Source organism: Thalassobacterium sedimentorum, assembly GCF_031127905.1.
Lineage (GTDB): Bacteria > Verrucomicrobiota > Verrucomicrobiia > Opitutales > Coraliomargaritaceae > Thalassobacterium > Thalassobacterium sedimentorum.
In genome coordinates, this window is sequence record NZ_JARXIC010000007.1 from 155,574 (window position 1) to 179,779 (window position 24,206).

The 24,206-nt window shown below is 54.1% G+C and carries 20 protein-coding genes; 9 read left to right on the forward strand and 11 right to left on the reverse strand.

Annotated features, from left to right (window positions below; translation table 11 throughout):
- Positions 1-23 precede the first annotated feature (23 nt).
- The 5 genes from QEH59_RS06215 to QEH59_RS06235 form a co-directional block, all read right to left on the reverse strand.
- Complete coding sequence (locus QEH59_RS06215; RefSeq protein ID WP_155417653.1) at positions 24-119, reverse strand: AURKAIP1/COX24 domain-containing protein; 96 nt, start codon at positions 117-119, stop codon at positions 24-26.
- Positions 120-191: 72 nt separating this feature from the next.
- A complete protein-coding gene (locus tag QEH59_RS06220) occupies positions 192-1,010 on the reverse strand; it encodes an aminotransferase class IV (protein ID WP_308984495.1) in 819 nt (272 codons plus the stop codon).
- Entirely contained in the window at positions 992-2,404 is a 1,413-nt protein-coding gene (gene pabB, locus QEH59_RS06225) for an aminodeoxychorismate synthase component I (protein WP_308984496.1), read from the reverse strand. The genes QEH59_RS06220 and pabB overlap by 19 nt, the downstream gene beginning before the upstream one ends.
- A 7-nt stretch (positions 2,405-2,411) precedes the next feature.
- Entirely contained in the window at positions 2,412-3,560 is a 1,149-nt protein-coding gene (locus QEH59_RS06230; RefSeq protein WP_308984497.1) for an LptF/LptG family permease, read from the reverse strand.
- A 124-nt stretch (positions 3,561-3,684) separates the two neighbouring features.
- Positions 3,685-4,290, reverse strand: coding sequence for a transposase (locus QEH59_RS06235; RefSeq protein WP_308984498.1), 606 nt, complete (start codon positions 4,288-4,290; stop codon positions 3,685-3,687).
- Between the two features lie 93 nt (positions 4,291-4,383).
- Here QEH59_RS06235 and pyrE point away from each other — a divergent pair, with 93 nt between their 5' ends.
- Positions 4,384-4,953, forward strand: a complete 570-nt coding sequence (pyrE, locus tag QEH59_RS06240) for an orotate phosphoribosyltransferase (RefSeq protein WP_308984499.1) — start codon at positions 4,384-4,386, stop codon at positions 4,951-4,953.
- Here pyrE and QEH59_RS06245 read toward each other — a convergent pair whose 3' ends face one another.
- The 3 genes from QEH59_RS06245 to QEH59_RS06255 all read right to left on the reverse strand — a co-directional run bounded on the left by QEH59_RS06245 (position 4,954) and on the right by QEH59_RS06255 (position 7,546).
- Positions 4,954-5,490, reverse strand: coding sequence for an NADPH-dependent FMN reductase (locus QEH59_RS06245; RefSeq protein ID WP_308984500.1), 537 nt, complete (start codon positions 5,488-5,490; stop codon positions 4,954-4,956).
- Positions 5,491-5,808: 318 nt separating this feature from the next.
- Positions 5,809-6,636: a DUF1853 family protein gene (locus QEH59_RS06250; protein WP_308984501.1), complete on the reverse strand. Its 828-nt coding sequence runs from the start codon at positions 6,634-6,636 to the stop codon at positions 5,809-5,811.
- 76 nt (positions 6,637-6,712) lie between these two features.
- A complete protein-coding gene (locus QEH59_RS06255; RefSeq protein WP_308984502.1) occupies positions 6,713-7,546 on the reverse strand; it encodes an Fpg/Nei family DNA glycosylase in 834 nt (277 codons plus the stop codon).
- A 128-nt stretch (positions 7,547-7,674) separates the two neighbouring features.
- Here QEH59_RS06255 and QEH59_RS06260 point away from each other — a divergent pair, with 128 nt between their 5' ends.
- The 4 genes from QEH59_RS06260 (at position 7,675) to QEH59_RS06275 (ending at position 12,104) form a co-directional block, all read left to right on the forward strand.
- Positions 7,675-7,983, forward strand: coding sequence for a DUF3817 domain-containing protein (locus QEH59_RS06260; RefSeq protein WP_308950001.1), 309 nt, complete (start codon positions 7,675-7,677; stop codon positions 7,981-7,983).
- A 118-nt stretch (positions 7,984-8,101) separates the two neighbouring features.
- Positions 8,102-8,740, forward strand: coding sequence for a DUF2959 family protein (locus QEH59_RS06265; protein ID WP_308950002.1), 639 nt, complete (start codon positions 8,102-8,104; stop codon positions 8,738-8,740).
- A gap of 205 nt (positions 8,741-8,945) precedes the next feature.
- Positions 8,946-10,970 carry a TonB-dependent receptor gene (locus QEH59_RS06270; protein ID WP_308984503.1) on the forward strand — a complete coding sequence of 675 codons (2,025 nt, stop codon included), beginning with the start codon at positions 8,946-8,948 and terminating at the stop codon, positions 10,968-10,970.
- A gap of 9 nt (positions 10,971-10,979) precedes the next feature.
- Entirely contained in the window at positions 10,980-12,104 is a 1,125-nt protein-coding gene (locus QEH59_RS06275) for a PepSY-associated TM helix domain-containing protein (RefSeq protein WP_308984504.1), read from the forward strand.
- 872 nt (positions 12,105-12,976) lie between these two features.
- On the opposite strand, the gene QEH59_RS06280 is transcribed toward QEH59_RS06275, so the two are convergent.
- From QEH59_RS06280 to hisA, 3 genes are all read right to left on the reverse strand, one after another.
- Entirely contained in the window at positions 12,977-16,417 is a 3,441-nt protein-coding gene (locus QEH59_RS06280) for a pyruvate carboxylase (protein WP_308984505.1), read from the reverse strand.
- An 87-nt stretch (positions 16,418-16,504) separates the two neighbouring features.
- Complete coding sequence (locus tag QEH59_RS06285; protein ID WP_308984506.1) at positions 16,505-17,566, reverse strand: AI-2E family transporter; 1,062 nt, start codon at positions 17,564-17,566, stop codon at positions 16,505-16,507.
- 139 nt (positions 17,567-17,705) lie between these two features.
- Positions 17,706-18,473 carry a phosphoribosylformimino-5-aminoimidazole carboxamide ribotide isomerase gene (gene hisA / locus QEH59_RS06290; RefSeq protein WP_308984507.1) on the reverse strand — a complete coding sequence of 256 codons (768 nt, stop codon included), beginning with the start codon at positions 18,471-18,473 and terminating at the stop codon, positions 17,706-17,708.
- A 165-nt stretch (positions 18,474-18,638) separates the two neighbouring features.
- Here hisA and QEH59_RS06295 point away from each other — a divergent pair, with 165 nt between their 5' ends.
- From QEH59_RS06295 to QEH59_RS06310, 4 genes are all read left to right on the forward strand, one after another.
- Positions 18,639-19,466, forward strand: coding sequence for a FecR family protein (locus tag QEH59_RS06295; RefSeq protein WP_308984508.1), 828 nt, complete (start codon positions 18,639-18,641; stop codon positions 19,464-19,466).
- Between the two features lie 90 nt (positions 19,467-19,556).
- On the forward strand, positions 19,557-20,429 hold the full coding sequence (locus QEH59_RS06300; RefSeq protein ID WP_308984510.1) for an EamA family transporter: 873 nt from the start codon (positions 19,557-19,559) through the stop codon (positions 20,427-20,429).
- Positions 20,430-20,512: 83 nt separating this feature from the next.
- A complete protein-coding gene (locus tag QEH59_RS06305) occupies positions 20,513-20,983 on the forward strand; it encodes a redoxin domain-containing protein (protein WP_308984512.1) in 471 nt (156 codons plus the stop codon).
- A gap of 170 nt (positions 20,984-21,153) precedes the next feature.
- Complete coding sequence (locus tag QEH59_RS06310; protein ID WP_308984513.1) at positions 21,154-23,973, forward strand: aconitate hydratase; 2,820 nt, start codon at positions 21,154-21,156, stop codon at positions 23,971-23,973.
- The last annotated feature ends 233 nt before the right edge of the window (positions 23,974-24,206 follow it).

Consider the following 24,206-nt stretch of genomic DNA (forward strand, 5'->3'; position numbering starts at 1 on the left):
GATTACCGCGTGACTGCCAGAAATTACCAAGTGCGCTTCTTGTGGCGATTGGACTTCAAACGCTTGCGACGTTTGTGGTTGTTCATCTTGAGACGGCGTTTTTTCTTGAGGTTACCCATGTGTAAATTGCTGTTGAAATTAGTGGAAAGGCTGGAAAGAGCCAGAAAAGCAGGCGAGTGTAAAGCGTTTTTTCAAATGAGTTGATAGGCCCGTTCGGCCTGAGCCCGTACCAGCACTGACTCTATCGCCTGACAAGCCTGCGAAGCGCCAGTCAAATCAAGTCGGCGCCCCCCACTAAAACCATCGATACCCTCGACAATTTGCACGCCATGAGTCGCATTAGTCACGAAGACCGCCTCAGCCTCGAACAAATCATCGGGAGTGAATCGTCCCTCGACGATGCCTAACTCAGTGGCGCGCAACAACGCGGCACGCGTCACCCCCGGCAGGATACCGGTATCGAGCGCAGGGGTATATAAGCGACCGTCTCTGACAAAAAAGAGGTTGGCGGTGGTGGTTTCCGCGAGCATGCCTGCGTCATCGAGACGTAGGGCATCATAATAACCTCGCTCACGTGCGCGCTGCAGCAGGCACATGGCCTCCATGTAATTGTGGGTTTTATGTCCAGCCAGCAAGGAACGGCGGCCAATCGGACAATCCGTATCAAGCCGCAAGCAGCGGCGATCGGGTGCCGGCAAAGGTGGGCGGGCATACACATAAAGGCAGCTGCCCTCCGCATGCTTGAGTAGGGACAGTTTCAAAATGCCAGATTGCATCGCCGCCGACGTGACCAGTTGACGCAAAGCCCGCAGCACTGCCGCTTCCGCGGGCAAATCGAGCGTGAAATGCCGCGCAGAACGTGTCAGGCGAGCCCAGTGGTCCTGCCAAAAATAGAGACGGCCCGCGTCGTAGCGCATGGTTTCGAAAAGCCCGAAGCCATGTGCAAAGCCGGGCGCAGTTGGCGCGAGCATCACGCACTCAGTGGGCGGAATTATGACGAGGTCTGGCATAATTGATCGATCGCCTCGCGAATGGCGCGGGCTTTATCTAAGGTTTCTTGGTATTCGGCCTCTGGCTGTGAGTCCCAGACAATCCCACCGCCCACTTGATAATCAAGTTGCCCCGCTTTCAGGTGCAGACTGCGAATGGCTATATTAAACTCGGCATCGCCATCGAAGCCGATGTAGCCGATGGAGCCACAATAGGCGCCGCGTCGAGTGGGCTCGAGCGCTTCGATAATCTCCATCGCACGCACTTTGGGCGCGCCGGTGATAGAGCCGCCGGGGAAAAGCGCCGCCAGGGCATCGTAGACATCCTTGCCCTCTCGGAGCCTGGCCTTGACGCGCGCGGTCTGATGAATGACACGCGCATAATGCTCCAACTGATACAATCCTTCGACCTGCACCGAGCCGAATTCCGCGATACGCCCCAGATCATTACGCTCGAGATCGACGATCATCAACAACTCTGCGCGGTCCTTTTCTGAAGCACGCAGAGCGGCCGCTTGCTGCAAGTCCTCTTCTGCGCTCGCACCACGCGGGCGGGTGCCCTTAATCGGCCGCGTCTCCAGCGCACGACCGCGCTTTTGCAGAAACTGCTCCGGCGAAGTGGAAATGAGCTGCCAGTCGCCTAGGTCCAGATAGGCCCCGTAAGGGGCAGGATTGCCACGACGGAGCGCTTGATACAGTGCAATGCTGTCCCCCTCGAAGGTGCAACGGGCGCGCTGGGAGAGATTCACCTGATACACGTCGCCGCTGGCAATATAGTCACGCACACGCTGCACCGCAGTGCAGAAATCGGCCTTTGAAAAGTTCCATTGCCAAGCGCCGCGGCCGGCAGACATGGCCGCCGAGGCGCCCGTGGTAGGAGCTTCACTGGTGACGCCCGCCGCAGTTTGGCAAAACGGAAGCGACTCGGAGCTGACGTGAGCTGACTCTGATGCGGGCGTGACAAGTCGCGCCCCTACGATTGACCGCAGGCGCTCAATCACCGCGTCCGCAGCCATGTGAACATCATGCCCGATCAAATACAGCATTCCACTCTGGTGATTGAGTGCCGCCACACCATCGTAGAGGCCGAAGGACATATCAGGAATCGAGCGGTCATCTTGTGCGAGGCAGGGCACGCGCTCTAAGCGCCGACCATAATCGTAACTCAGGTAACCGACCGCTCCCCCGGTGAATGGAATCTCTGGATGCGATTCCAATGGATAGGCCTGCATCGCCTGACGCAAATCCTCCAGATCTCCGGTAACAGTTTGAAAGGGATCTGAGCCAAAAAAACTCCAGGCCCCCAAGCCATCATTGGACTGCGCACTATCCAAGACAAAGGACAGCGGCTGCCGTCCGAAGCACTCCACGAGCGCTTCCACCGGGGGTGGATTCTGGATTTCGAGGACTTTCATCCTTAAATTAGTGGCGGCTTGCCCGACGGATCATCCAAAAGCCAATGCTTTGAAAAATTATATTTGGCAACCAGATCAATAGATCAGGACGCAATGCGGGCAGGTCTTCCAACCAACTGACCATGATGATCAAAAAGTAGTAGCTCATGGCGATCACCAGCGCGATGCCAAGGTTGGCATACGTTTCCTTACGCCCCACTTGAATCGCCAGCGGCACTCCAAAAACCGCCAAGGAAAAAACTGAAAATGCCAAAGCAAAATTTTTCTGAATGTGCATCTGCACCTTCAGCCGTTCCTCCGTCATCCCCTCCCCAGTCTCGGCTTCCTTGTCCAGCTCGGCCTGCCGCCGTTCCATCAGCTGGGCAAAAGTCATCTCCTTAGTGCGCACCTTGCGCTTACGATCACTCTCACCAAACAATTGATCCAATGGCAGAGCGATCGGCAGTTCACCGAAAAATAAAGAGTCCGGCATTTCTCCGCCGAAGGCTTCGGGATTATCTGCATCCCGCTGTTCGGCGGTGCCATTTTTAAGCGTAAGAATCAGATCTTTATTCACCTCATCGTACTGCAACTCCCCCTCCGCTGCGCGCAGGAATAAGGTGACACGCTGCTGGCTATCCAGCTCCCAAATCCAAAAATCCTTCATGATCGAGCCATCGCGCCCTCCCATATAGATCACGTAACCAGGAAACTCGTGAATAAAGCGGCGCTCCTCGATGAAGCCGACAGGATTGTCCGTGAGCGCACTCGCCATCAGCGCCTTCCGCTCGACACGCGACTGTGGCGCATAATGTAAATTCACCACCACCGCGACCACCATGCCCACGCAAGCGATCAGAAAAACCGGAGCCGCAATCTGGTATAAACTCAGCCCCGCCGACTTCATAGCAGTAATTTCCCGCTGCGACGACAAGCGCCCCAATGCAATCAAAGTGCCGGTCAACATCCCTAGCGGCAGCGCAAAGGAGGCCACATAAGGGATCAACAGGCCCAGAACTTTAAGAAAGACCCAGAAGTCCAACTTCCCTGCGACCACCAATTCAGCCACATCGCGCAGCGCATTCCCCACCAGCAGCACAAAAATAAAGAGCCCCATAGCCAAGCCAGTGGCGACCAGGATCTCTTTAAGTATATGGCGATGTAGCAAATTAAGCATATCAACGTAGTGACAAGCTTCCAGCGGGTCGTCCAACAAAATTCGACAAGCCCCGCAGCTCAAAATGTAGTGACAAGCTTCCAGCTTGTCGTCCGACAGAATTCAACAAGCTGAAAGCTCGTCACTACATCAGCCAGGACGCATGTTCCACCTCAATGCCAGCCCTTTCTGGGTTGCTGCGAATATAGTGCTCAATCCTAGACAGCTCTGATAGCGAGCGCACGATTCTGTCATAACTTTCATGCTGCCAAACTTGCCCCTGAGACTCGCGATGCTGGTTAATCCTACTAGCCGAATACGACTTCCAAGAGTGCAACACTTGCTTAGGTGTCCACTCGTCTTGCGTTTGAAAAAGAACATGCACGTGATTGGGCATCACGACCCAATCCCCCAATTGATAGCGCTTGCTGTCGAAATACCGCATCGCAGCGGCAACAATCTCCGAGTCTTGAGCGTTCCCCAGCAGACAGTCCCCATAGCCATGATCCAAATAATCGTGAAACTTCCAGGTAAACTGCCGATGATGCTCCCGTTGAGTCTCCTCATCATGCGGCTCGGGGTGCGCCGCCAGCCATGATTTCTTTCGCTCGCCCCACTCCGATAAAATGGGCTTAGGAATCGAATCAGCCAATCGAAAGGTCGCAAAATAGATCACTCGCTGCTGCGACCAATGCGGTAAATGACGCTGCGTTTGATCCACTCGCTGATTCCAATCGAAAAAAGCATCCATCCTAACCTAGTGACAAGCTTCCAGCGGGTCGTCCAACAAAATTCGACAAGCTGGAAGCTTGTCACTACGCCGATCAGGCGCACACTGCGCCGCATGAGTACTCAAAACGACGAAGTTATCCAGATTTTTAAAGACAGCGGCGCCCTACTTGAAGGCCACTTCCTCCTCCGCTCGGGGCTACATAGCGCACACTTCTTTCAGTGCGCCCAAGTCTGCCAATACATGGATAAAGTCACTCGTCTGGCCGAAATCATGGTGCCGATGCTCAAAGAATACGGCGCCACCACCGTGGTGGGTCCCGCGATGGGCGGCCTGGTGATCGGACAAGAAGTGGCACGCCAACTGGGCCTGCGCTTTGTCTTCCTCGAAAAAGTGGACGACAAACTGGCACTACGCCGCAATTTCAAATTTGAGCCGGGCGAAAAGGTTTTGATCGTCGAAGACGTGATCACCCGTGGCGGCCGCGTAGTCGAAGCACTGGAACAATGCCGCGCCCACGGAGCCGAGCCCGTCGCCGTCGGCGTGATCGTAGACCGCAGCCAAGGCAAGACCCGCTTTGACGTGCCCCACCACAGTCTGGCCGAGCTCAGCTTCCCCACCTACGAAGCCGACAAGCTCCCACTGGAACTACAGGGGACGGAAGCCATCAAGCCTGGCAGTTAATTAGAGTGAGGCGCGAAACTCCGCGAGCTTGCGCGCAAAAGTCTTTTTCAGAGCTTCGTCCTGAATACCATCTGTCGTCGAAAAATTGTCAGCAAACGATGGCAGAGAAAAGGTCGCGACCACATCACCGCCAAGGTGCGGGAATGTGCTGGCAGCGGCTGCCAAAACAGTTGCGCCCCCACGCCCGCCTGGCGAGGTGCTCAATAGCAACATCTTTTTGTCCGACCACACTTTTTGCTTATGCCGAGTGCCCCAGTCGAAGAGGTTTTTAAACGCGGCCGTATAGCTGCCGTTATGCTCAGCCAAAGACACAATCACAGCATCGGCGGCTTCAATCTCGGCAACGAAAGCTTTCGCTGCTGCAGGAATCCCATTCACGGCTTCCTCATCGACGGAATACATCGGCGTCGCAAAATCGTTGAGATCGATCAATTTAACGTTCGCATCAGGAATTGCATTGGCCGCATATCCAGCGAGTTGCTTGTTAATAGACTGAGCGCTGGTGCTAGCTCCGAAGGCAAGTATGGTAGGCATCATTGGTAATTATCTGAATAAAAAGGAGAGAATTCACTCAGCGTGAATTCAACATATCTAATTGAAACATCCCCACCAAAGCAAGCCCCACTCCGAGGCCTATAAGCTTTCACATAAACGCATAAGAGACAATGCAGCCAGAGACATAAACGAACCTTGGCTACATCCGAGTCACCCCAGGCCTACGGTCGTCTCGGCGAGACGCCCCTACCGCAAGCGCATCGGACATTCGAGACAAATACCAACGCAGCTAACGTGAGCCACCAAAGAACATCAACACAGTGCTGCTCTAGTAATTCACCCTAAAAAGTACAATCTCAATCAAGATATTCCCCCCGGCCAGCTAGGTGGCGCTAAGAAATAGGGCTGCGGCGAATCGGGCAGGCAAAACAGGGTGCAACGCTCGCTGGCGAATTGATGCAGCCTGGACACGGAAATCACTGGAAACTGGCGCTTTGCCTGCGAACTCAGCTCGACCGGCCACAGTGGTTTGTCCATGAGCAACACTTCCTCAACTCCGGCGAAGTTTTGTGCCCACTCACTGAGATACAGCCAGTGGCCGACGCGGGCGCTGGGCGAGAACAGCTCCAGCGGCGGGACCGCATCCTGTCCCATCGGCAGAAAGAGACAGCCGTAAATCAGTTGCTGTGTCTGGATGGCATCGATCCCAAAACGCTGGCGTAAGAGCTGACGCGTTTCCGGCAAGCGACTCAATTGTAACTGATGCCTGCGCAGCCGATCCAACTTGCGTTGCCAATTGTCGCGCGGGTCCGGCCCGGGAAACTGCCAGCCATCGCGCCCTTTGACTGCGAGATAAAATTTAACCGCCAACTCCAAATGCAGATACTGATCCTGCACAAGATCGTGCATGAGGAAGTCCAGCTCCCCCAAGGTGCGCCCGCTCTCGGCGAAGACCTGCAAGTGACTCGCCAACAGCTCAAAGTCAGCGGACGATTCCAAGAGTCGACCGAGCGCTTGCTCGTAGAGGTGCCCCAACTTTTGGTCAAAGCGAAGCGGCTCAACAGCGCATGCGCCCGTGGAGCCCAATCGCGAACGATCCAGCACCGCCGCCTCCGGCAGGTCCCCGATCAAGAGCGGCGCCGAACGAAGGCTTTCGAGGATGAGTTGAGTGGGCGTCGCAGCGATCATTGCCCTCAATAAGCGACCTATTTAAAACAAAACTTCAATATTCTTCCCACTTTCTACTCCCCACTCCCCACGCAAGCTACTTCTGGCAGCGTGGACAATGGTAGGTGCCGCGTTGGCCGAGGATGGTTTTGACCACAGGCGTCTTTTGGCAGAGTTGACATTCTTGCTGGTAGAAAACCACCAGATTTTGCACGCCGGTGCCCTTGTCGCCTTTAGTATCACGGTAGCCACCTCCAAAAGCAACGCCGCCGCGGGTGATGGTGCCATGGATGACAGTAGACACCGCGCGATACAATTTATTGATTTCCCGAGTACTCAGGCTTTGGACCAATCGATGTGGCAAAACTCTAGCATGCGCGCAAATCTCGTTGGCGATATAATTACCAGTGCCCGCAAAGAGCGACTGATCCAATAAGGAGACCTTAACCGCCCGCTGCGGGTAGCGCAGCAAGCAGGCCTTAAAATAGCGCGCGGTAAATTCGGGCGACAAAAGATCGTGCCCCAATTCCGCCAACTTGGCGGCGGCCTGCGCCTCATCGTATAAATACATGTGTCCAAAACGGCGCGGATCGACATAGCCGAGGTAGCCGGAGTCGCCGGTAAATTGCACATGGGTATGCTTGGTCGTGATCCACTCGGACGCGATCAACCACCCGCCGGACATGCCGAGATGACTCAAGAGGTGGCGGCCATCGTCTAGGATGAAGTCCAACATCTTACCCTTGCGTGACACTTCGCGAAAGGAGTGTCCGCTAAGTTGATCCATCTTTGTATGCACAATCGAATCCGCGACTCGACTCAACGAGCAGCGCTGAATGCGAAAGGGCATGATCGCGTTCAGCTGGTCTTGAATGGTTTTAACTTCGGGCAGTTCCGGCATAATTCGATACGTAAGTATAACTTCGAACATTCGCAATCCGTCATTGTTCGTTTGGGCTAATACAAACCAGCACACAGGGCGGCGGAGCCAAGCCTGCGACGAAACAGATCACGTGTGCGTATTGACTTACATCCCATTCTCGTTTCCAACAATGCACTATGTTCCGTTTCGACAGCACACTTCACCGCCTGCGCTCCGTAGGCACCTGGGAAGCCATCTCCTCGATCTTGCTCTTCGGCATTGCGATGCCGCTTAAATACATTTGGGGCAACGATGTGCTGATCCGCCCAATCGGGATGGCACACGGCATTTTGTGGATGGCCTACGTCGGCTTCGCCTTATTGGGTCAGCTGGATTACAAGTGGTCGTGGAAACTCACCGGCTGGCTACTGGTCGCCAGTATCGTACCGGCCGGACCACTGTTCGCCGACGCAAAGTTGCTAAAAGCTTACGAAGCCAAGGTGTAGTCACGAGCTTCCAGCTTGTGCACGGGTGCTGCAACCATCTCCGACAAGCTGGAAGCTTGTCACTACGAACACGCTCTATGAAGTTGCAGTTTCGCTGAATCGCGCCACAGTTCGGATTATGAAAGTATTTTATGCGATCGTTTGTGCTGCGATGATTTTCTCTGCCACTGGCTGCCAGTCGGTTTATTATGCCTCCATGGAGAAGCTCGGCATCGAAAAACGTGAACTGATGGTCGATCGGGTGGAAGACGCCCGCGATGAACAAGAAGAGGCTAAAGAAACTTTTGCCGACGCACTGGAAGCCTTCACCGCAGTGACGGAGTATCAGGGTGGCGATTTAGAGGCGGTTTATAGCAAAATCAACGCGGCCTACGAAGACAGTTTGAAAGCCGCCGAGCGCGTCTCCAAACGTATCGACAAAGTCGAGTCGGTGGCCGAAGCACTCTTCGCCGAATGGGAACAAGAACTGGAATCCTACCAAAGCGCTAGCCTGCGTAGCTCCAGCCAACGCTCACTGCGCGAGACCCGCGCCAGCTACAACGGCATGGTGACTAAAATGCGCAAGGCCGAAGCCAGCATGGCCCCCGTGGTCGAACTGTTTCAAGATCAAGTGCTCTACCTGAAGCACAACCTGAATGCCCGCGCGATCGCCGCGCTGGATGTGGAAGTGGTCAAAATCCAAGAAGAAGTCGCCAGCCTGGTCAAAGAAATGGAAGCCTCTATCGACGAAGCCAATGCGTTTATGAGTCGACTCTGAGTCGCCAGAACTTCGAACGAGCGCCTTCTAATTTAGAGCTCGGATCCAATAAGAAGAGGATAACGGGGCAGTCAAATATCAGTCCCTTAAGGCTCAACTGTGAAGAGACACAAATAAGTGCGGGCATTCAATGAGTCACTAACTAAATAATGATCATAATGTTTTTTCGCTTGCATTGTGATAATGAGACTCCATCTCATTTTATATGCTCGCTAAAATCAAATCTAAGAAAATATCTGCCTGCGCATATCTAACCCTGGCAACACTTTCCAGTACTTCGATCTGTCCGCTTGTTTCTCAAGCAGAGACAAATGAAGCTACCGATCCTATCGAAGCTACCTTTTCAGAGGTGACTCTAACGGGGGAAGCCGCCAGAGGCTTTGATGCGACCATGACGCAAACTAGCCTGGAAGGCGATATGGTGGAGTCGCTCACACCTGTAAATAACTACAGTCTCCTGCGTCTGCTTCCCGGAGTGAACAGTGGCTTGAGCAGTAAGGACCGCTTTGGCGGACCTGTTTCAATTCGCGGCGGCGTGACTTGGGGAGTGGTGCAGCTGGTGGACGACTATCCGGTCATTGATGTGGTGCCAGTTTCGGCTGAAGACGGTGGCTACACCGCTGGGCTTTCCAGTATAATACCCAGTATCGCGCTCACAGAGATGAGCGTCGAGACCGGTGCCCTTGGCGTTCGTTATGGCCAAGCCACAGGCGGTGCCATTCGCTCACAGATCAAACGCGGCAGTGCAGAGAATCCTTATTCCGGCCTGCAAGTGGAGTACAACACCATCGGAGAGATCACCGGCATGGCAGAAACCTCCGGAGGTGAGGGCAAATGGGATTATTACGCTGCCGTACAAACGGTACAGGCCGACTATGGGGATGCTTACGACACCCACTCGCGGCAGCTGCAAGACTTGGAATTGTATTCCGGGCTAACCAAGATCGGCTATCGTCCCAATGACAAAGGACGCGCAGAATTGCTGTTGATCGGCGGCACGGAAGACCACAACTACTTCAACACTGGAAATGCATCCGACTACCACACCGAAAAAGATAATATCTTCGTGGGTCTACGCTATGACCATGTCCTAGACAACGACTTGAAGTGGGATATCGGTACGACCTACAATTATTTCCGCGAGAATCGGATTAATGATACGACGGGGCTCAGCGAACGCGACCGACCACAGGAAGCTTTTAAGCTCTTTACCAATCTCTCGAAGCACTTCGAACTCTCCGAAGAATGGAGCATGGAAACCATCAATGGCGTTGAATTTTCAGATGATTACTTTAGCGACCAAACCAATGCAGAAAAGCGCTATGATTTCGGCGAAACGAGCGTCTACACACGTAACAGCTTCAATTGGAACGATCGAGTCACACTCAATGTCGGGCTGCGCGGCACGCAAATCGACAACGCTTTCCGCAATATTTCTCATGTCGCGCACAACGTCGGCGCGGCAGTGAACCTCAATGCCTTGGGACAATTCCACGTAAGTCACTTTACCGGCTACCGCTTGAACAAAGCGTTCTACCTCTGGTGGGGCGGCGGCAGTTTCTTGGATCGTGCTCCAGCCGATGGTCTGGACCCATCCGAATCCGAAACGCTGGAAATCGGCTGGAAGCGTAACTTTAAATTGCTAGAAGGCGACGGCTCCATCCGCCTGACTTACTTCGACACCACCGAATCCCGAATCTTCAATTTTGCAAATACTGGCACCGGCACACCTTACTATGACGAGGGCGAATCCAAAGGCTTCGAAGCTTGGTTGGAATGGCAGGCCACTGAGGAGCTCAAGCTTTTCACCGGATACACCAGCCTCAAAAACCGTCGCGTCGACAGCACCAATCCAGCCGCGACGAATCTCGATCTACGCTTCTCCCCGCTGCCAGAACACACTGCATCGCTCGGCTTCAGCTGGCGCTTTGCCGAGGACTGGGAACTCACGACGACTGCTCTCTACGATTCCGGCTCACAGCGTGAATTCTACGACGCCGGCGTGCGTGAAGTGGAAACCTTCGAGGAGTTTTTCCGTATCGACACTGCGGTTAGCTGGCAAGTCACAGAGGACTTGATGCTATTCGGTCGTATCGAGAATCTGTTAAACGAAAAAGACCTCGGCTATTCTTCTGTCCGCGAGGAATCAGATGGCTCCACCACTCGCAACAACGCCACGCAGGAAGATCCGGGAATTCTCTTTGCACTCGGTGCCCGCATTCAGTTTTAAAAGAACTGCATGAGGACAAGGCCCGAAACAAACAAAGCTCCCAAACGGCAACGCCCGATCTGGTTTCACCTACATTTTTGGTTGAGCTGGATCGCGGCCTTGCCCTTGCTAGTGGTATTTGTGACCGGCGTGCTGCTGTCCTTTGAAAAGGAATTTTACCAATGGGAGCAGCCAGAACACTACGCCATCCAGGCAAATGGGCCCGCCATGTCGTTGAGCGAAGTCTTGCAGGCCTACGAGCAAGCCCAGCCACCGCTACTGTTAAACTATCTCCAAGTCCCCGAATCGGGAGACGCCGCCTATCTTGCGTTCGCACGTGAAATGCCCAGCGACGGCAGTCCCGAACGCAGTCTGCGCGCCTACCTCAATCCATATACCGGCAAGATCACCCGCGAGTTTGATAATCCGACTTTCATTCGCCTGATGGAAGACTTGCACCGCACCCTGACTTTAAAGAAGTGGGGGCGCTGGAGCGTCGGCGCCAGCTCGCTCATCTTAGCGATCAGCTCGCTGATCGGGCTCATTCTGTGGTGGCCGATGCGCGGACGCACCTTTAGCCGCGCTTGGCGGAGGGGCCGCGCCCTCGATTGGCACAATGCATTGGGCCTGATCGCGCTACTCCCTCTGTGCGTGTTCGCCCTGACAGGCATCACTTTCACTTGGGGGAAATTCATTTTCCAGCAACTGGACAAGCTGCAAGAACAGCCCTCCCGCTTCGAAGCGCCCCAACTGATCGTTGAGACAGCTCCCGCCCAGGAACAATGGGTGACACTCGCCGAGGCCGCGACTTGGGTGCAGGCTAATTATCCGGACGCCGAGATTCGTGGCGTGCAAGGCACCCGCAATGCCAAACGCCCCTACATCTTTCATCTAAAGCAGCACCACGAATTTCATCCCGGCGGCAATCTCAAGCTCTCAGTGGCGCCGACCAGCGGCCAATTGCACAGCGAGTTTGACGTCACGACGACCGGACCCGTTGGCTGGTATCGCCGCTACTTTTACATCCTACACACAGGGCACCCCTTTCCGTGGTGGGGTCGACTCTTTTGGGCCGTGAGCAGTTTGGCAGGCCTCATCCTGCTGGTCACAGGAGTCTGGATGTCGATGCGCCGCTGGCGACGAAAGCGCGCCTAATGTCTATTCGGTCTATCGTTGGAATTTTCAGATAGCTTTACCGCGCGTTCACAGCACTCAAAGACGATACAATTCCCTTATAAGCATTTCGAATCGAGCCCTCTTTTAAACGGGCACGTAACTCTTGAATGTCTTGATCAATATCACTCATTTCGCAGCTCTCATTAGATTAGTTAAACTTTTTCTTTGAGTGGGATACAGATGTCGACCAACCACTTCCCCTCGGGGTGCTCCATAAATTCTTCGTTGTTTTAAGGCTTACAGCAATTTACGGCACGAGTGTATAATGAGATGCGAGGCGCCGTTGCAAGCGCACGCACAGAGCCTTCAGAGGCTGGCACTAGCTTATGAGAAAACTCGGAGAGTTCGTTGTATGGTAGGGCTGTTTTGCCAAAACAGCCGTTCGCCATGCGGAAACGTCTGCCGATGACTATACATACAGGGCAGCGCGATCAACTGCAAGACGGCGCTTTCGGCGAAAGCGCCCTACCCAGAATACTTCAATAAAGACGACTAACGCAACTTGACCAGCAGGTCCTTACTCTCGACCTGCAAACTTCGAAGGTGAATGTTTCGTAATTAAAAAGAACTGCCAGCTTCAGATCACGCTCCTTTAGCGGCCCACAGAGGCTGGCACTAGCCTAAGAGAAAACTCGGAGAGTTCGTTATATGGTAGGGCTGTTTTGCCAAAACAGCCGTTCGCCATGCGAAAACGTCTGCCGATGACTATACATACAGGGCAGCTCGATCAACTGCAAGACGGCGCTTTCGGCGAAAGCGCCCTACCCAGATACTTCAATAAAGACACAAAACAGCCCCTGACCGCGATGCGCGATACAGGGGCTACTGAAAAACTACAACGGATCCGACGACTAGCGTAACTTGACCAAGAGGTCCTTACTTTCGACCTGGTCGCCGGCCTGAACTTCGACTTGATCGATGATACCGTCGGCGAGTGCGTAGACGGTCGTCTGCATCTTCATGGCTTCCAGAATGGCGAGCTTGTCGCCCTTCTTCACCTTGTGGCCCACGGTAGCCGTCACTGCACTCACCATCGCAGGGATGGGTGCACCGACTTGCATCTTGTCCGCAGAGTCGGCTTTGACGCGGCGCTTAGTCTCGGACTGAATCGAGTGGTCCTTGATGACACACTCGCGGGCACGGCCGTTGAGCTCGAAGGTGAGCGTGCGCAGGCCTTCTTTGTCCGGCTCGCTGACGTAGATGAGTTTAATAATAAGCACCTTGCCTTCTTCGATCTCGACCGAGATTTCTTCGCCGGGCTTGAGACCGTAGAAGAACGCGGGAGTCGGCAACACGCGGGCGTGCCCATACTCGTTGATATATTTGACCAGATCCTTGAAGACCTGTGGATACATCAGGTATGCGTAGAGATCATCATCGTTGCATTCGCTGCGCTTAGTGATCGCCTTGACCTCTTCGCGAGTCGCCGCGAGATCGACTTTTTCGGCACGGGCGCCGGGGCGGCCTTTGTAAGGTTTGCGATCACCAAGCACGACCTTTTGCACATCCTTGGGCCAGCCGCCCTTGGGTTGGCCGAGGCCACCGGAGAGCATGTCGACCACCGACTCAGGAAATGCAGTGCCGGGCTCGAGGTTGACCATATCCTTGGGCTCAACGCCCTTGGTCAGCAGGAACATGGATAAGTCGCCCACAACTTTGGAAGACGGTGTGACTTTGACAATGTCGCCGAGCACTTCGTTGACCTCGTGGTAGTAACGCACCACTTCCGGCCAGCGTGCACCGAGGCCGAGGGCGCGGGCTTGCTCACGCAGGTTGGTGTATTGACCGCCTGGCATTTCGTGGCGATAGACTTCGGCACTGCCAAACTTAGGGCTGGTGTCGAAGGGCTCGTAGTATTGGCGAATCGCCTCCCAGTAGATGGAGAGATCGTCAAAGAACTTTTGATCCAGACCGGTATCACGTTTATCGCCACGCATGGCGTTGATAATCGAGTTCAAGTTAGGCTGTGCGGTGAGTCCGGAGAGCGAAGCAATCGAAAGGTCGACCGCGTCAACGCCCGCTTCGGCGGCTTTGATAATAGACGCACCGGCGATACCGCTGGAGTCGTGCGTGTGGAAGTGCACTGGCAGCGCCACTGCAGCGCGCAGGGCCTTGATCAGTTTATAGGCTGCGTGCGGATGGCAGAGGCCGGACATGTCCTTGAGCGCGATGATGTGAGCACCCATTTTCTCCAGCTCTTGGGCCATTTGGACGTAATACTCGAGGGTGTATTTGTCGCGATCGTCGTTGAGGATATCACCGGTGTAGCAAATGGTAGCCTCACACACGGAATTGGTATCCTTGCGAATCGAGTCCATCGCGACCTTGAGGTTCGGCAAGTAGTTAAGCGAATCGAATACGCGGAAGATATCCATGCCGCAGTCAGCGGAGTGCTTGATGAAGCCACGGATGACGTTGTCCGGATAATTGGAATAACCGACCCCGTTGGCGCCGCGCAGCAACATCTGAAAACAGATATTAGGGATGCGTTCCCGCAGACGACGCAAGCGCTTGAATGGATTCTCATGCAGGAAGCGCATGGAAGTGTCGAAGGTGGCACCGCCCCAGCATTCGAGACTGTAGAGCTTGTCACCGTGTTGCGCGATGGCGTCGGCCACTTCCAGCTGATCGGAGCTGCGCATGCGTGCGGCCAGCAGTGATTGATGCGCATCGCGCATGGTGGTGTCGGTGATCAGCAGACGCTTTTGCTTACGCGTCCACTCGGCAAATTTCTCAGGGCCGTGCTTGGTCAGGTAGTCCTTAGTGCCCGCGGGCTTAGGCTGCTTGGGATCGTAGTCAGGAACGATCACAGGCAAATCCATCAGCGGCACGGGACGGCCTTTCACTTGATCGTTGCCATTAACGATGGTCTCCCCGAGCAGCTTGAGTAGCTTGGTGGCGCGGTCACGACGGCGGCTGAAGTTAAAGAGCGCCGGCGTGGTATCGATCAACGTCGTGATAGCCTCCCCAGTGAGGAAGGTATCGTGGTGAATGACGTTCTCGATGAAGGGGATATTAGTCTTCACGCCACGGATACGGAACTCACGCAGCGCACGGTCCATACGCTGGATCGCGAGCTCAAAGGTGCGCGCGGAAGCAGTGAGCTTGACCAGCAAGGAATCGTAGAAGGGAGTAATCACTGCCCCGGTATCGCCCATGGCGCCGTCGAGGCGAATGCCCAGGCCGGCGGCACTGCGGTAGTTGACAATCTTACCGTAATCAGGTGCGAAATTTTTCTCAGGGTCTTCCGTGGTGATGCGAGCCTGGATGGCGTAACCGTTACGTGGCACATCCTCTTGCGCAGGGATGCCGATCTCGTCGCTAAAGAGACTATACCCCTGGGCAATGAGGCACTGTGTGCGCACGATATCGATGCCAGTAATCACTTCGGTCACCGTGTGCTCCACCTGGATGCGTGGGTTCATTTCGATGAAGAACCACTCGTGAGTATCCAGATCCAACAAGAACTCAACAGTGCCGGCATTGTAGTAGCCGATGGACTTGGCGATCTTGACGGCCGCATCGCAGAGGTCTTTACGCACATCATCGGGAAGGCCTACCGAGGGTGCGATCTCGATGACCTTTTGGTGACGCCGCTGCACCGAGCAGTCGCGCTCGTGCAGGTGCACAACGTTGCCCTGCTTATCGCCCAAAATTTGAACTTCGATGTGTTTCGCGCGCCCAATATAGCGCTCAAGAAAGACCGCATCATTTCCAAATGCGCGGCCTGCCTCGCCCTGTGCTTCGTCCAGCAGCGGAATTAAATCCTTAGGATCTTTCACCACGCGCATACCGCGTCCGCCACCACCAAAGGCCGCTTTAATGATCAACGGAAAGCCCACTTTTTTCGCGATTTTGACTGCTTCGTCGCGATCACTAATGGGGTCCTGCGTGCCTGGCAAGGTCGGCACCTTTGCCTTTTCCGCAATCTTACGCGCTTCAATCTTGTCCCCCATGCGCCCCAAAAGCTCCGCACTGGGGCCGACAAAGGTCAGACCATTTTCCTCACAGGCACGCGCAAAATCAGCGTTTTCCGAAAGGAAGCCATAACCGGGATGGATCAGGTCGACGCCCTTCTTCTTCGCCAAATCGATAATGCTCGGGATATCCAGATAAGCCGCCACGGGGCCCTGCCCTTTACCCACCAGATACGCTTCATCCGCCTTGAAGCGGTGCACGCCAAAGCGATCTTCATTTGCATAAACGGCAACAGTGCGGTAGCCCAGTTCGGTTGCACTGCGAAAGATACGTACAGCGATCTCGCTGCGATTAGCGGCTAGTAATTTCTTCATAGGGTAGGATTAATGATAGTAGTAATAAGTGGTAGGAGAGGGAGAGAAAAGCAGCGCATCCGCTGCTGTCAATAGGAGTCGAAACTCCTAAGACTCCAGCACTTCTTTTTTCACACCACTAACGACCTCTCCATTACCCGACAATAAGATCGCCACCGGACGAGTCGCTGGGAAATACGAGCATACGATCATAATAATCACCGTAATCGGCACACAGAGAAACATGCCTGGAATCCCCCAAATAGAGCCCCATAAGCCGAGTGAAAGCAAAATGACAATCGGGCTCAGATTAAGACGATTCCCCATCAGCTTCGGCTCCAGCAAACTACCAATACAAAATTGCACTGCCGTCAAAACCGAAATCGTAACGATGAAGGGCCCCAGCGTCTCAAACTGTACCAGTGTCAACATTGATGGAAATGCGGTGGCAATAATCGAGCCGATGGTAGGAATAAAATTGAGCAAAAAAATCAGCACCGCCCAAAAACTCGCAAAATCAACACCCACCACCTTAAGCACAAAATAACTGATCAATCCAGTCGACGCGCTGGTGAGCACTTTGATCCCCACATAACTGCGTATATCCGAACGCATCTTATCAATCAACTCAAAGGCATCTTTCTGACGTTCGGGATGACGAATGATCGCCTTCATCTTATCGCCGAACGTGCGTTGTTCCAAAAGTAAGAAGATCAAGTAAACCGTAATAATCCCCATACTGCTCACAAGCGAACGCACCGTCGCACCGAAACTCTGTAGATAGGCGCCAAAATCCAACTGATTGAGAAACTCACGAATATTCGGCACCTCCTCAGCACCGAACAGGCGATAGCCCTTATAGATCAAAGCTTCCAGATTTTTCTGATACACTGGAGCCACTTCAATCACACTCTTAATATTCACCGTGATCAGCTGCACCAAATAAGAAAGTGACAGCAAGATGATCGCAATTGCCAAAAACATAGCGATCGGCTTCGGCACAGAAAATCCTTTAAACATCGGCGATGCGATCGTATGCGCCAAAATACTAATCAAATAAGCCACCGCTCCTGCGATCACGAGTGGCAACAGCAGGGCCTGCCCCAGATAAAGCAAATAAAAAGTCAAAAAGACGATAATCATCGCCATCGCGACACGCTGTATTTTCATAAGTGAGTCATAGTAAAAGATCGCGACCACTCTTGTCGAATGCCTTTGTCGACGAGTTGAACTAAGCGGCGCATCATCGGCTAAAAATACCCGTGCTAGCTAAAAAATCAAGCAGAGCAACAACTGTATTCGGGGAATACTAAACGCCCCGATTCCAAGCAACGCAATCCGAGTAACGAATCTGCGTACCTCCAAACAAATCCAATGCACTACCAATCGTCAGGTCGACTTTCCCACGACTCAAACAGTTCACTCGTTCAAGGTCTTCATAGCAGTTCGCCCCTCCAGCATAGGTGACTGGAATTGGACTGTACTTGCCCAAGAACTCAACCAAGTGCGCATCCACCCCCTCGCACTTGCCTTCCACATCGGCAGCGTGCACCAAAAACTCGTCACAAGAACTCGCCAACTCAACAATTGTCGCCACATCCACATTCAAATCAGTCGGCGTTTGCCAGCGATTCATCGCCACCACCCAACCATTTTCCTGGCCCCGACAACTCAGATCCAGTACGAGACGCTCTTTTCCAACTTCATCAACCAAGCGATTCAACCGCTCCGGCAAGAAGTGCCCCTCCGCATCGAATAACCATGAAGTGACGATTATATGGCTCGCGCCCGCGGTCAGCCAATCAGCGGCATTATCTGCCTGAATGCCACCGCCGACCTGCAATCCTCCAGGGTAAGCGCCAAGTGCCTCACGCGCGGCCGCATCGTTACCAGGCCCCAACTTAATTACATGCCCTCCCGTCAGCGCATCCTGTCGATACATCCTAGCATAATAGCCTGCCGGCTGCTCACTCTCAAAATTCGTCAGCAGCTCTCGCTCGTCCGCACTCAGACTGCCACCTACAATTTGTTTCACACGTCCGTTGTGCAGGTCGATACAGGGCCGAAATTTCGTCATACAGGCCAGACAAACCCAATGAGTTTCCAGTGAAAAGCTAAATCATTCGCTATAGTTCCGTAAAAGAGTCCGCATATAGCCAAGAATAGGGAAAAAGCTTGAAAGCGTGTAGAAACGAAATACGGTAAAAGACTCAATTATCTATTTTCTAAACGAAACTCCGCTATGAAGACTCTGCGAATCCCATTTACTATTCTATGCGTGCTCGCGATTAGTGCGCTCTCAGCCAACGCTGCTCAACTAGCAACCGCCAAGGTGCTCGAAGTAATGGGCACTGTCACAAAATACGCTGCCAACGGCGGAAAGGGGCCACTTAAGGCGGGTGATATTCTGACTCAGGGCGATGAAATCAGTGCATCCGCCCTCAGTTCTGCCAAATTAGTATTTTCAAACGGCTCCGAGCTGACAATTGAAGAAAATACTAGCGTGGACATCACCAAGCTAGAACAAGCCTCCTTCAGCAGCAGCCAAAGTTACGAGCAATTGCAAGCGGACCCCAGCAAATCACAAACTCTGCTCAACCTGAACTACGGCAAACTAAATGGTCATGTTAAAAAGCTACAATCCGGCTCGACTTTCATGGTTGAGACCCAATTGGGCACGGCAGCGATTCGTGGCACACAATTCTCAGTAGAACTTCGCTACAACGCAACACGTGGTGAATTCGAGCTCACAGTGAACAACTTCGACGGACTCGTTGACATCATCTCACAATTTGGCGGCAAGATTGACTTCAGCGGCAAACAAGCAGTCGACGTCGGCTATGACAACAACTCAGGCCAAGAAACCTCCCCAATCCCTGCGCAACGCAAAATCACCATTCGCATCTCACGCGGCGACCCTGCCTTCGACGCGCTCTTCAGCTTGGTCAAGAACTACATTCCAACTGAGCAAACTCCGGGCTGGATTCAGTTACCTGCACCCGAAATCACACCCGAGGATCCGGGCGTCACTATCGTCAGCCCTGAAGATCAAAACGTCGCAATTGATTAATCATCCAGCAGTAACATCAGCGCGATCTAGCAGCTAATATACATTTATCTAAAGCCCCGGTTATCCCGGGGCTTTTTTATTGATCCTCCCATGCAATACTTAGCGATCGTCTCACTCATTTGGGCTTTCTCTTTCGGCCTCATCGGCAAATATTTACCCGGCGTAGATCCCTTCTATATAGCTGCCCTACGCCTCGGCATCGCGGGGCTGGTCTTCTTGCCATTTTTAAGACTCAGCAAGGTCCCCCCAGGCAGCCAGCTAAAGCTAATCGGCTGCGGGGCCGTCCAATTCGGCATCATGTACGTCAGCTACATGGCTGCATTCCAATTCATCCCTGCCCAATCACACTTGGTCGCCCTATTTTCAATCCTCACACCACTCTACGTGGTGCTGATCAACGATTTGCGGCAGTGCCAATTTCATCGAAAATACCTTTATGCCGCCCTACTCGCAATCGCAGGAGCGGCCACAATCAAAGCCAAGGCTGGCTCAATGGACTCACTGTGGATCGCTTTTGGACTCATGCAGGTCGCAGGCGTGGCCTTCGGATTCGGACAAGTCTATTACCGCGACTGGAAACGAAGCCATCCCGCAACAAAGGATCACCAAGTATTCGCCCTGCTCTACATTGGTGGCATTGCCGTCGCCACGGTCGCTTCCATCCTATGCACCAATTGGGAAAAGACACAGCTCAGCGCCCAACAAATACAAGTATTGCTCTACCTTGGGCTTGTCGCCTCAGGACTAGGATTCTTCCTATGGAACAAGGGCGCCGCCCTCTGCCGGGCGGGCACGCTCGCAGCCTTCAACAATGCTGTGGTCCCCTTGGCCATGGCCTGCTCCTTATTCATCTTCGGAGAAATCTCCGAAATCGAAGGGACAGCGCTCATACGCCTACTAATAGGCAGCGCCTGCATCGTTGGTGCAGTCTTCCTCGCAGAGAAAACCCCGCGACAATCCTAGGCGGCACTTTACAAAACATATAGAGTGCGCTAATTTAACGCTTTCATTCATCAATCGAACTAACCCAATAAAAACATACCATAATGGCACTTGCAACAGGCACGACCGCTCCCGATTTCACGCTTAAGACTAAAAACGACGAAGGTCTCGCCGACGTCACCTTGAGCGAAAACTTCGGCAAAAAGAAGACCGTCCTACTCTTCTTCCCACTGGCATTCACCAGCGTCTGCATGAAAGAAATGTGCGACGTGAGTGACAGCATCACCGCTTATAACGACTTAAATGCAGCCGTTTATGGCATCTCCGTCGACAGTCCTTTTGCCCAAGAGCAAATGGCCAAGGTCGATGGCCTGAAATTCCCTCTACTCAGTGATTTCAACAAGGAGGTTTCAACGGCTTACGATGTATGCTACGCCGACCTGCTGGGCTTCAAGGGCGTCTCTAAGCGCTCGGCCTTCGTCATCGACGAAAAGGGGGTCATCATCTACAGCGAATCTTCCGAAGATCCACACGACCTGCCCAATTTTGATGCGATCAAAGCAGCACTCGCATAAGGGGCGTCTATTCGAGTAATTCACAACCTACCCACGATTCCTGATCTGCAGCCCGCTCAATCGTGCTGCAGATCTTTCCCCATCATAGTTCCGCCCATCCTCTCTAGGACTTCGGCAAACTCTACGGCTCGCCGAAGTTATCCGTCCAAAATCGTAGTTCCTAATTCATTATGAACGATCCGTTTAAAGTCCTGAAGGAGCTGAATGGCTCCAAATACTACAGCCTTCCCGCTCTCGAAAGCGAAGCGGGCCTAAGCGGTATCTCCCGCTTACCGGTGAGCATTCGAATCGTCCTGGAATCGGTGCTGCGCAACTGCGACGGCAAAAAGGTCAAAGAGGAAGACGTCACAGCGCTCGCCAACTGGAGCGCGAGCGAGCGTAGCAGCAAAGAGATTCCCTTCGTGGTCTCGCGTGTCGTGCTACAGGATTTCACCGGCGTGCCACTGCTAGTCGACCTCGCCGCCATGCGCGATGCCGTCACTGCACTAGGCAAAGACCCTGCCCTGATCGAGCCACTGGTGCCCGTCGATTTAGTGGTCGACCACTCGGTACAAGTCGATCGCTCAGGCTCGGCCAACGCATTTTTGGAGAATTTAAAGATCGAATTCAGCCGCAATAAGGAGCGTTACCAATTCCTAAAGTGGGGCCAGCAGGCATTTGATACTTTCAGCGTTGTGCCCCCCGCGATCGGCATCGTGCACCAAGTCAATTTGGAGCACTTGGCAAAGGTGGTCTTCGAAAAAGACGGTATCCTCTACCCCGACACACTGGTCGGCACCGACTCCCACACCACCATGATCAACGGTCTCGGCATTGTCGGCTGGGGCGTGGGCGGCATCGAGGCGGAATCCGGCATGCTGGGCCAACCTGTTTATTTTCAAACTCCGGAAGTCGTCGGCGTGCACCTCACCGGCGAGTTGCCCGAAGGCACCACCGCCACCGACCTCACACTGCGCATCACTCAAATACTGCGCGAAGCCAAAGTGGTGGGCAAATTTGTCGAGTTCTACGGCGATGGCGCCGCCCAACTCAGCCTGGCCGACCGCGCGACGGTCGCCAATATGGCACCGGAATACGGCGCCACCATGGGCTTCTTCCCCGTCGATGAAAAATCACTCGACTACCTGCGCCTCACAGGCCGCCAAGAGGCACAGATCGAGCGCATTCGCAGCTACTACCAGGCACAAAACATGTTTGGCATTCCTCAAAAGGGCGAGATCGACTACTCCGTTGACCTGGAACTCGACATTAGCACCATCGTGCCCTGCGTCTCGGGCCCCAAGCGACCCCAGGATCGGATTGAAGTGCCCGCGCTTAAAGAGAAATTCACGACGCTATTGAGCGCCCCCACCTCCGAAGGTGGCTTCGGCATCCCCCAAGGCGACCTCAATAAAACAGTGCGGGTAACGGCACCGGTCGCCGCAGGCGGCCGCGATGAACCCACCGGTGGCGTCACTGACCTCTCTAACGACGAAGGGGCCGCCATGAACGAAACCGAGATGGTGGCCAATCGCCCAGCCACGCCTGGTCAAGCGGAAGTACATGATCCCGCGAAGCTGCCCCCAATCGCTCACGGCCAAGTATTGATTGCTGCCATCACCAGCTGCACCAACACTTCTAATCCCTCAGTCATGATCGCCGCAGGCCTCGTCGCCCGCAAGGCACGCGAGAAAGGCCTAAAGGTCAATCCGCTGGTCAAAACATCACTCGGACCAGGCTCACGCGTAGTGACCGACTACCTGAAAGCGACCGACTTACAGGATGATCTGGACGCCCTCGGCTTCCAACTGGTCGGCTACGGCTGCACCACCTGCATCGGCAACTCGGGCCCTCTGGACCCCGCCATCGAAGACGCTCTCAAACAGGGCAATATCATCGGTGCCTCCGTGCTCTCTGGCAATCGCAACTTCGAAGCCCGCGTGCATGGCGCCCTCAAAGCCTCTTTCCTGATGTCGCCCCCTCTGGTGGTCGCCTACGCCCTCGCCGGCAACGTCAACATCGACCTCGCCAACGAACCCATCGGCAATGGGAACGATGGCAAGCCCATCTACCTAAAAGACATCTGGCCCAGCAACCAGGAGATCGAAGCGCTGGTACTTTCGGGGCTCAAACCGGAAATGTTCCGCAGCAAATATGGCGAACTCGACGACGCCAACCCCGAGTGGAACGCCGTGCAATCATCGACTGGTGACAGCTACGAGTGGGACAGCGAATCCACCTACATTCAAAGCCCGCCCTTCTTCGAAGGCTTTAGCATGGAGCCGGGCACCATTACCGACCTCAAAGACCTGCGCCCACTCGCGATCGCCGGCGACTCCATCACTACCGACCATATCTCGCCCGCAGGCGCGATCAAGGAAGACGGCCCCGCCGGCCGCTATCTGGCCGAGCATGGCGTGGCCAAAAAGGATTTCAACAGCTTCGGCTCCCGCCGCGGCAATGATCGCATCATGACCCGCGGCACCTTCGCCAACGTGCGCTTCAAAAACAAAATGGCCGACGGCAAGGAAGGCGGCTACACCAAGCTAATGCCCGAAGGCAAGCCGATGGACATCTACGATGCCTGCCAGCAATACAAGCATCGCGGCACCGGACTGATCATCATCACTGGCGAAGACTACGGCATGGGAAGCTCCCGCGACTGGGCAGCCAAAGGCACCGCACTACTCGGCGTGCGCGCCGTGGTGGCTAAGAGTTTTGAACGCATCCACCGCAGCAATTTGATCGGCATGGGCGTACTGCCCTTCCAACTTCCCGCAGGAGTGGACGACGAAACGCTGGACCTAACTGGCGAAGAGACCTTTTCGATCACCGGTCTCAGCGACACACTCAAGCCCGGGCAAACCGTCCCGATGGAAATCAAAAAAGCCGACGGCAGCACACAAACGGTCGAGCTCACCGTGCGCATCGACACCGACATCGAAGTCGAATACTACCGTCACGGCGGCATTCTCCAATACGTGCTACGCGACATTCTTTCCGAGAGCTAATACAACTTTAAACCGAATGGAAACGTTTCTTGTAGCTTCGGTTCTCAAAAGTAAGTGCGTGTATGCGTTGGTCATACGTAGGGGCGCGACTTGTCACGCCCGCCGATCCAAAGCAGCGATCACAACGCGGGCGTGACAAGTCGCAATGCCATTGCATAATTCAAAGTGCCCTTTCTAAGACCGTAATTAGAACTGGTTCTCTGGATTCGCTTCTTATCCTGACTTTGGGCCAA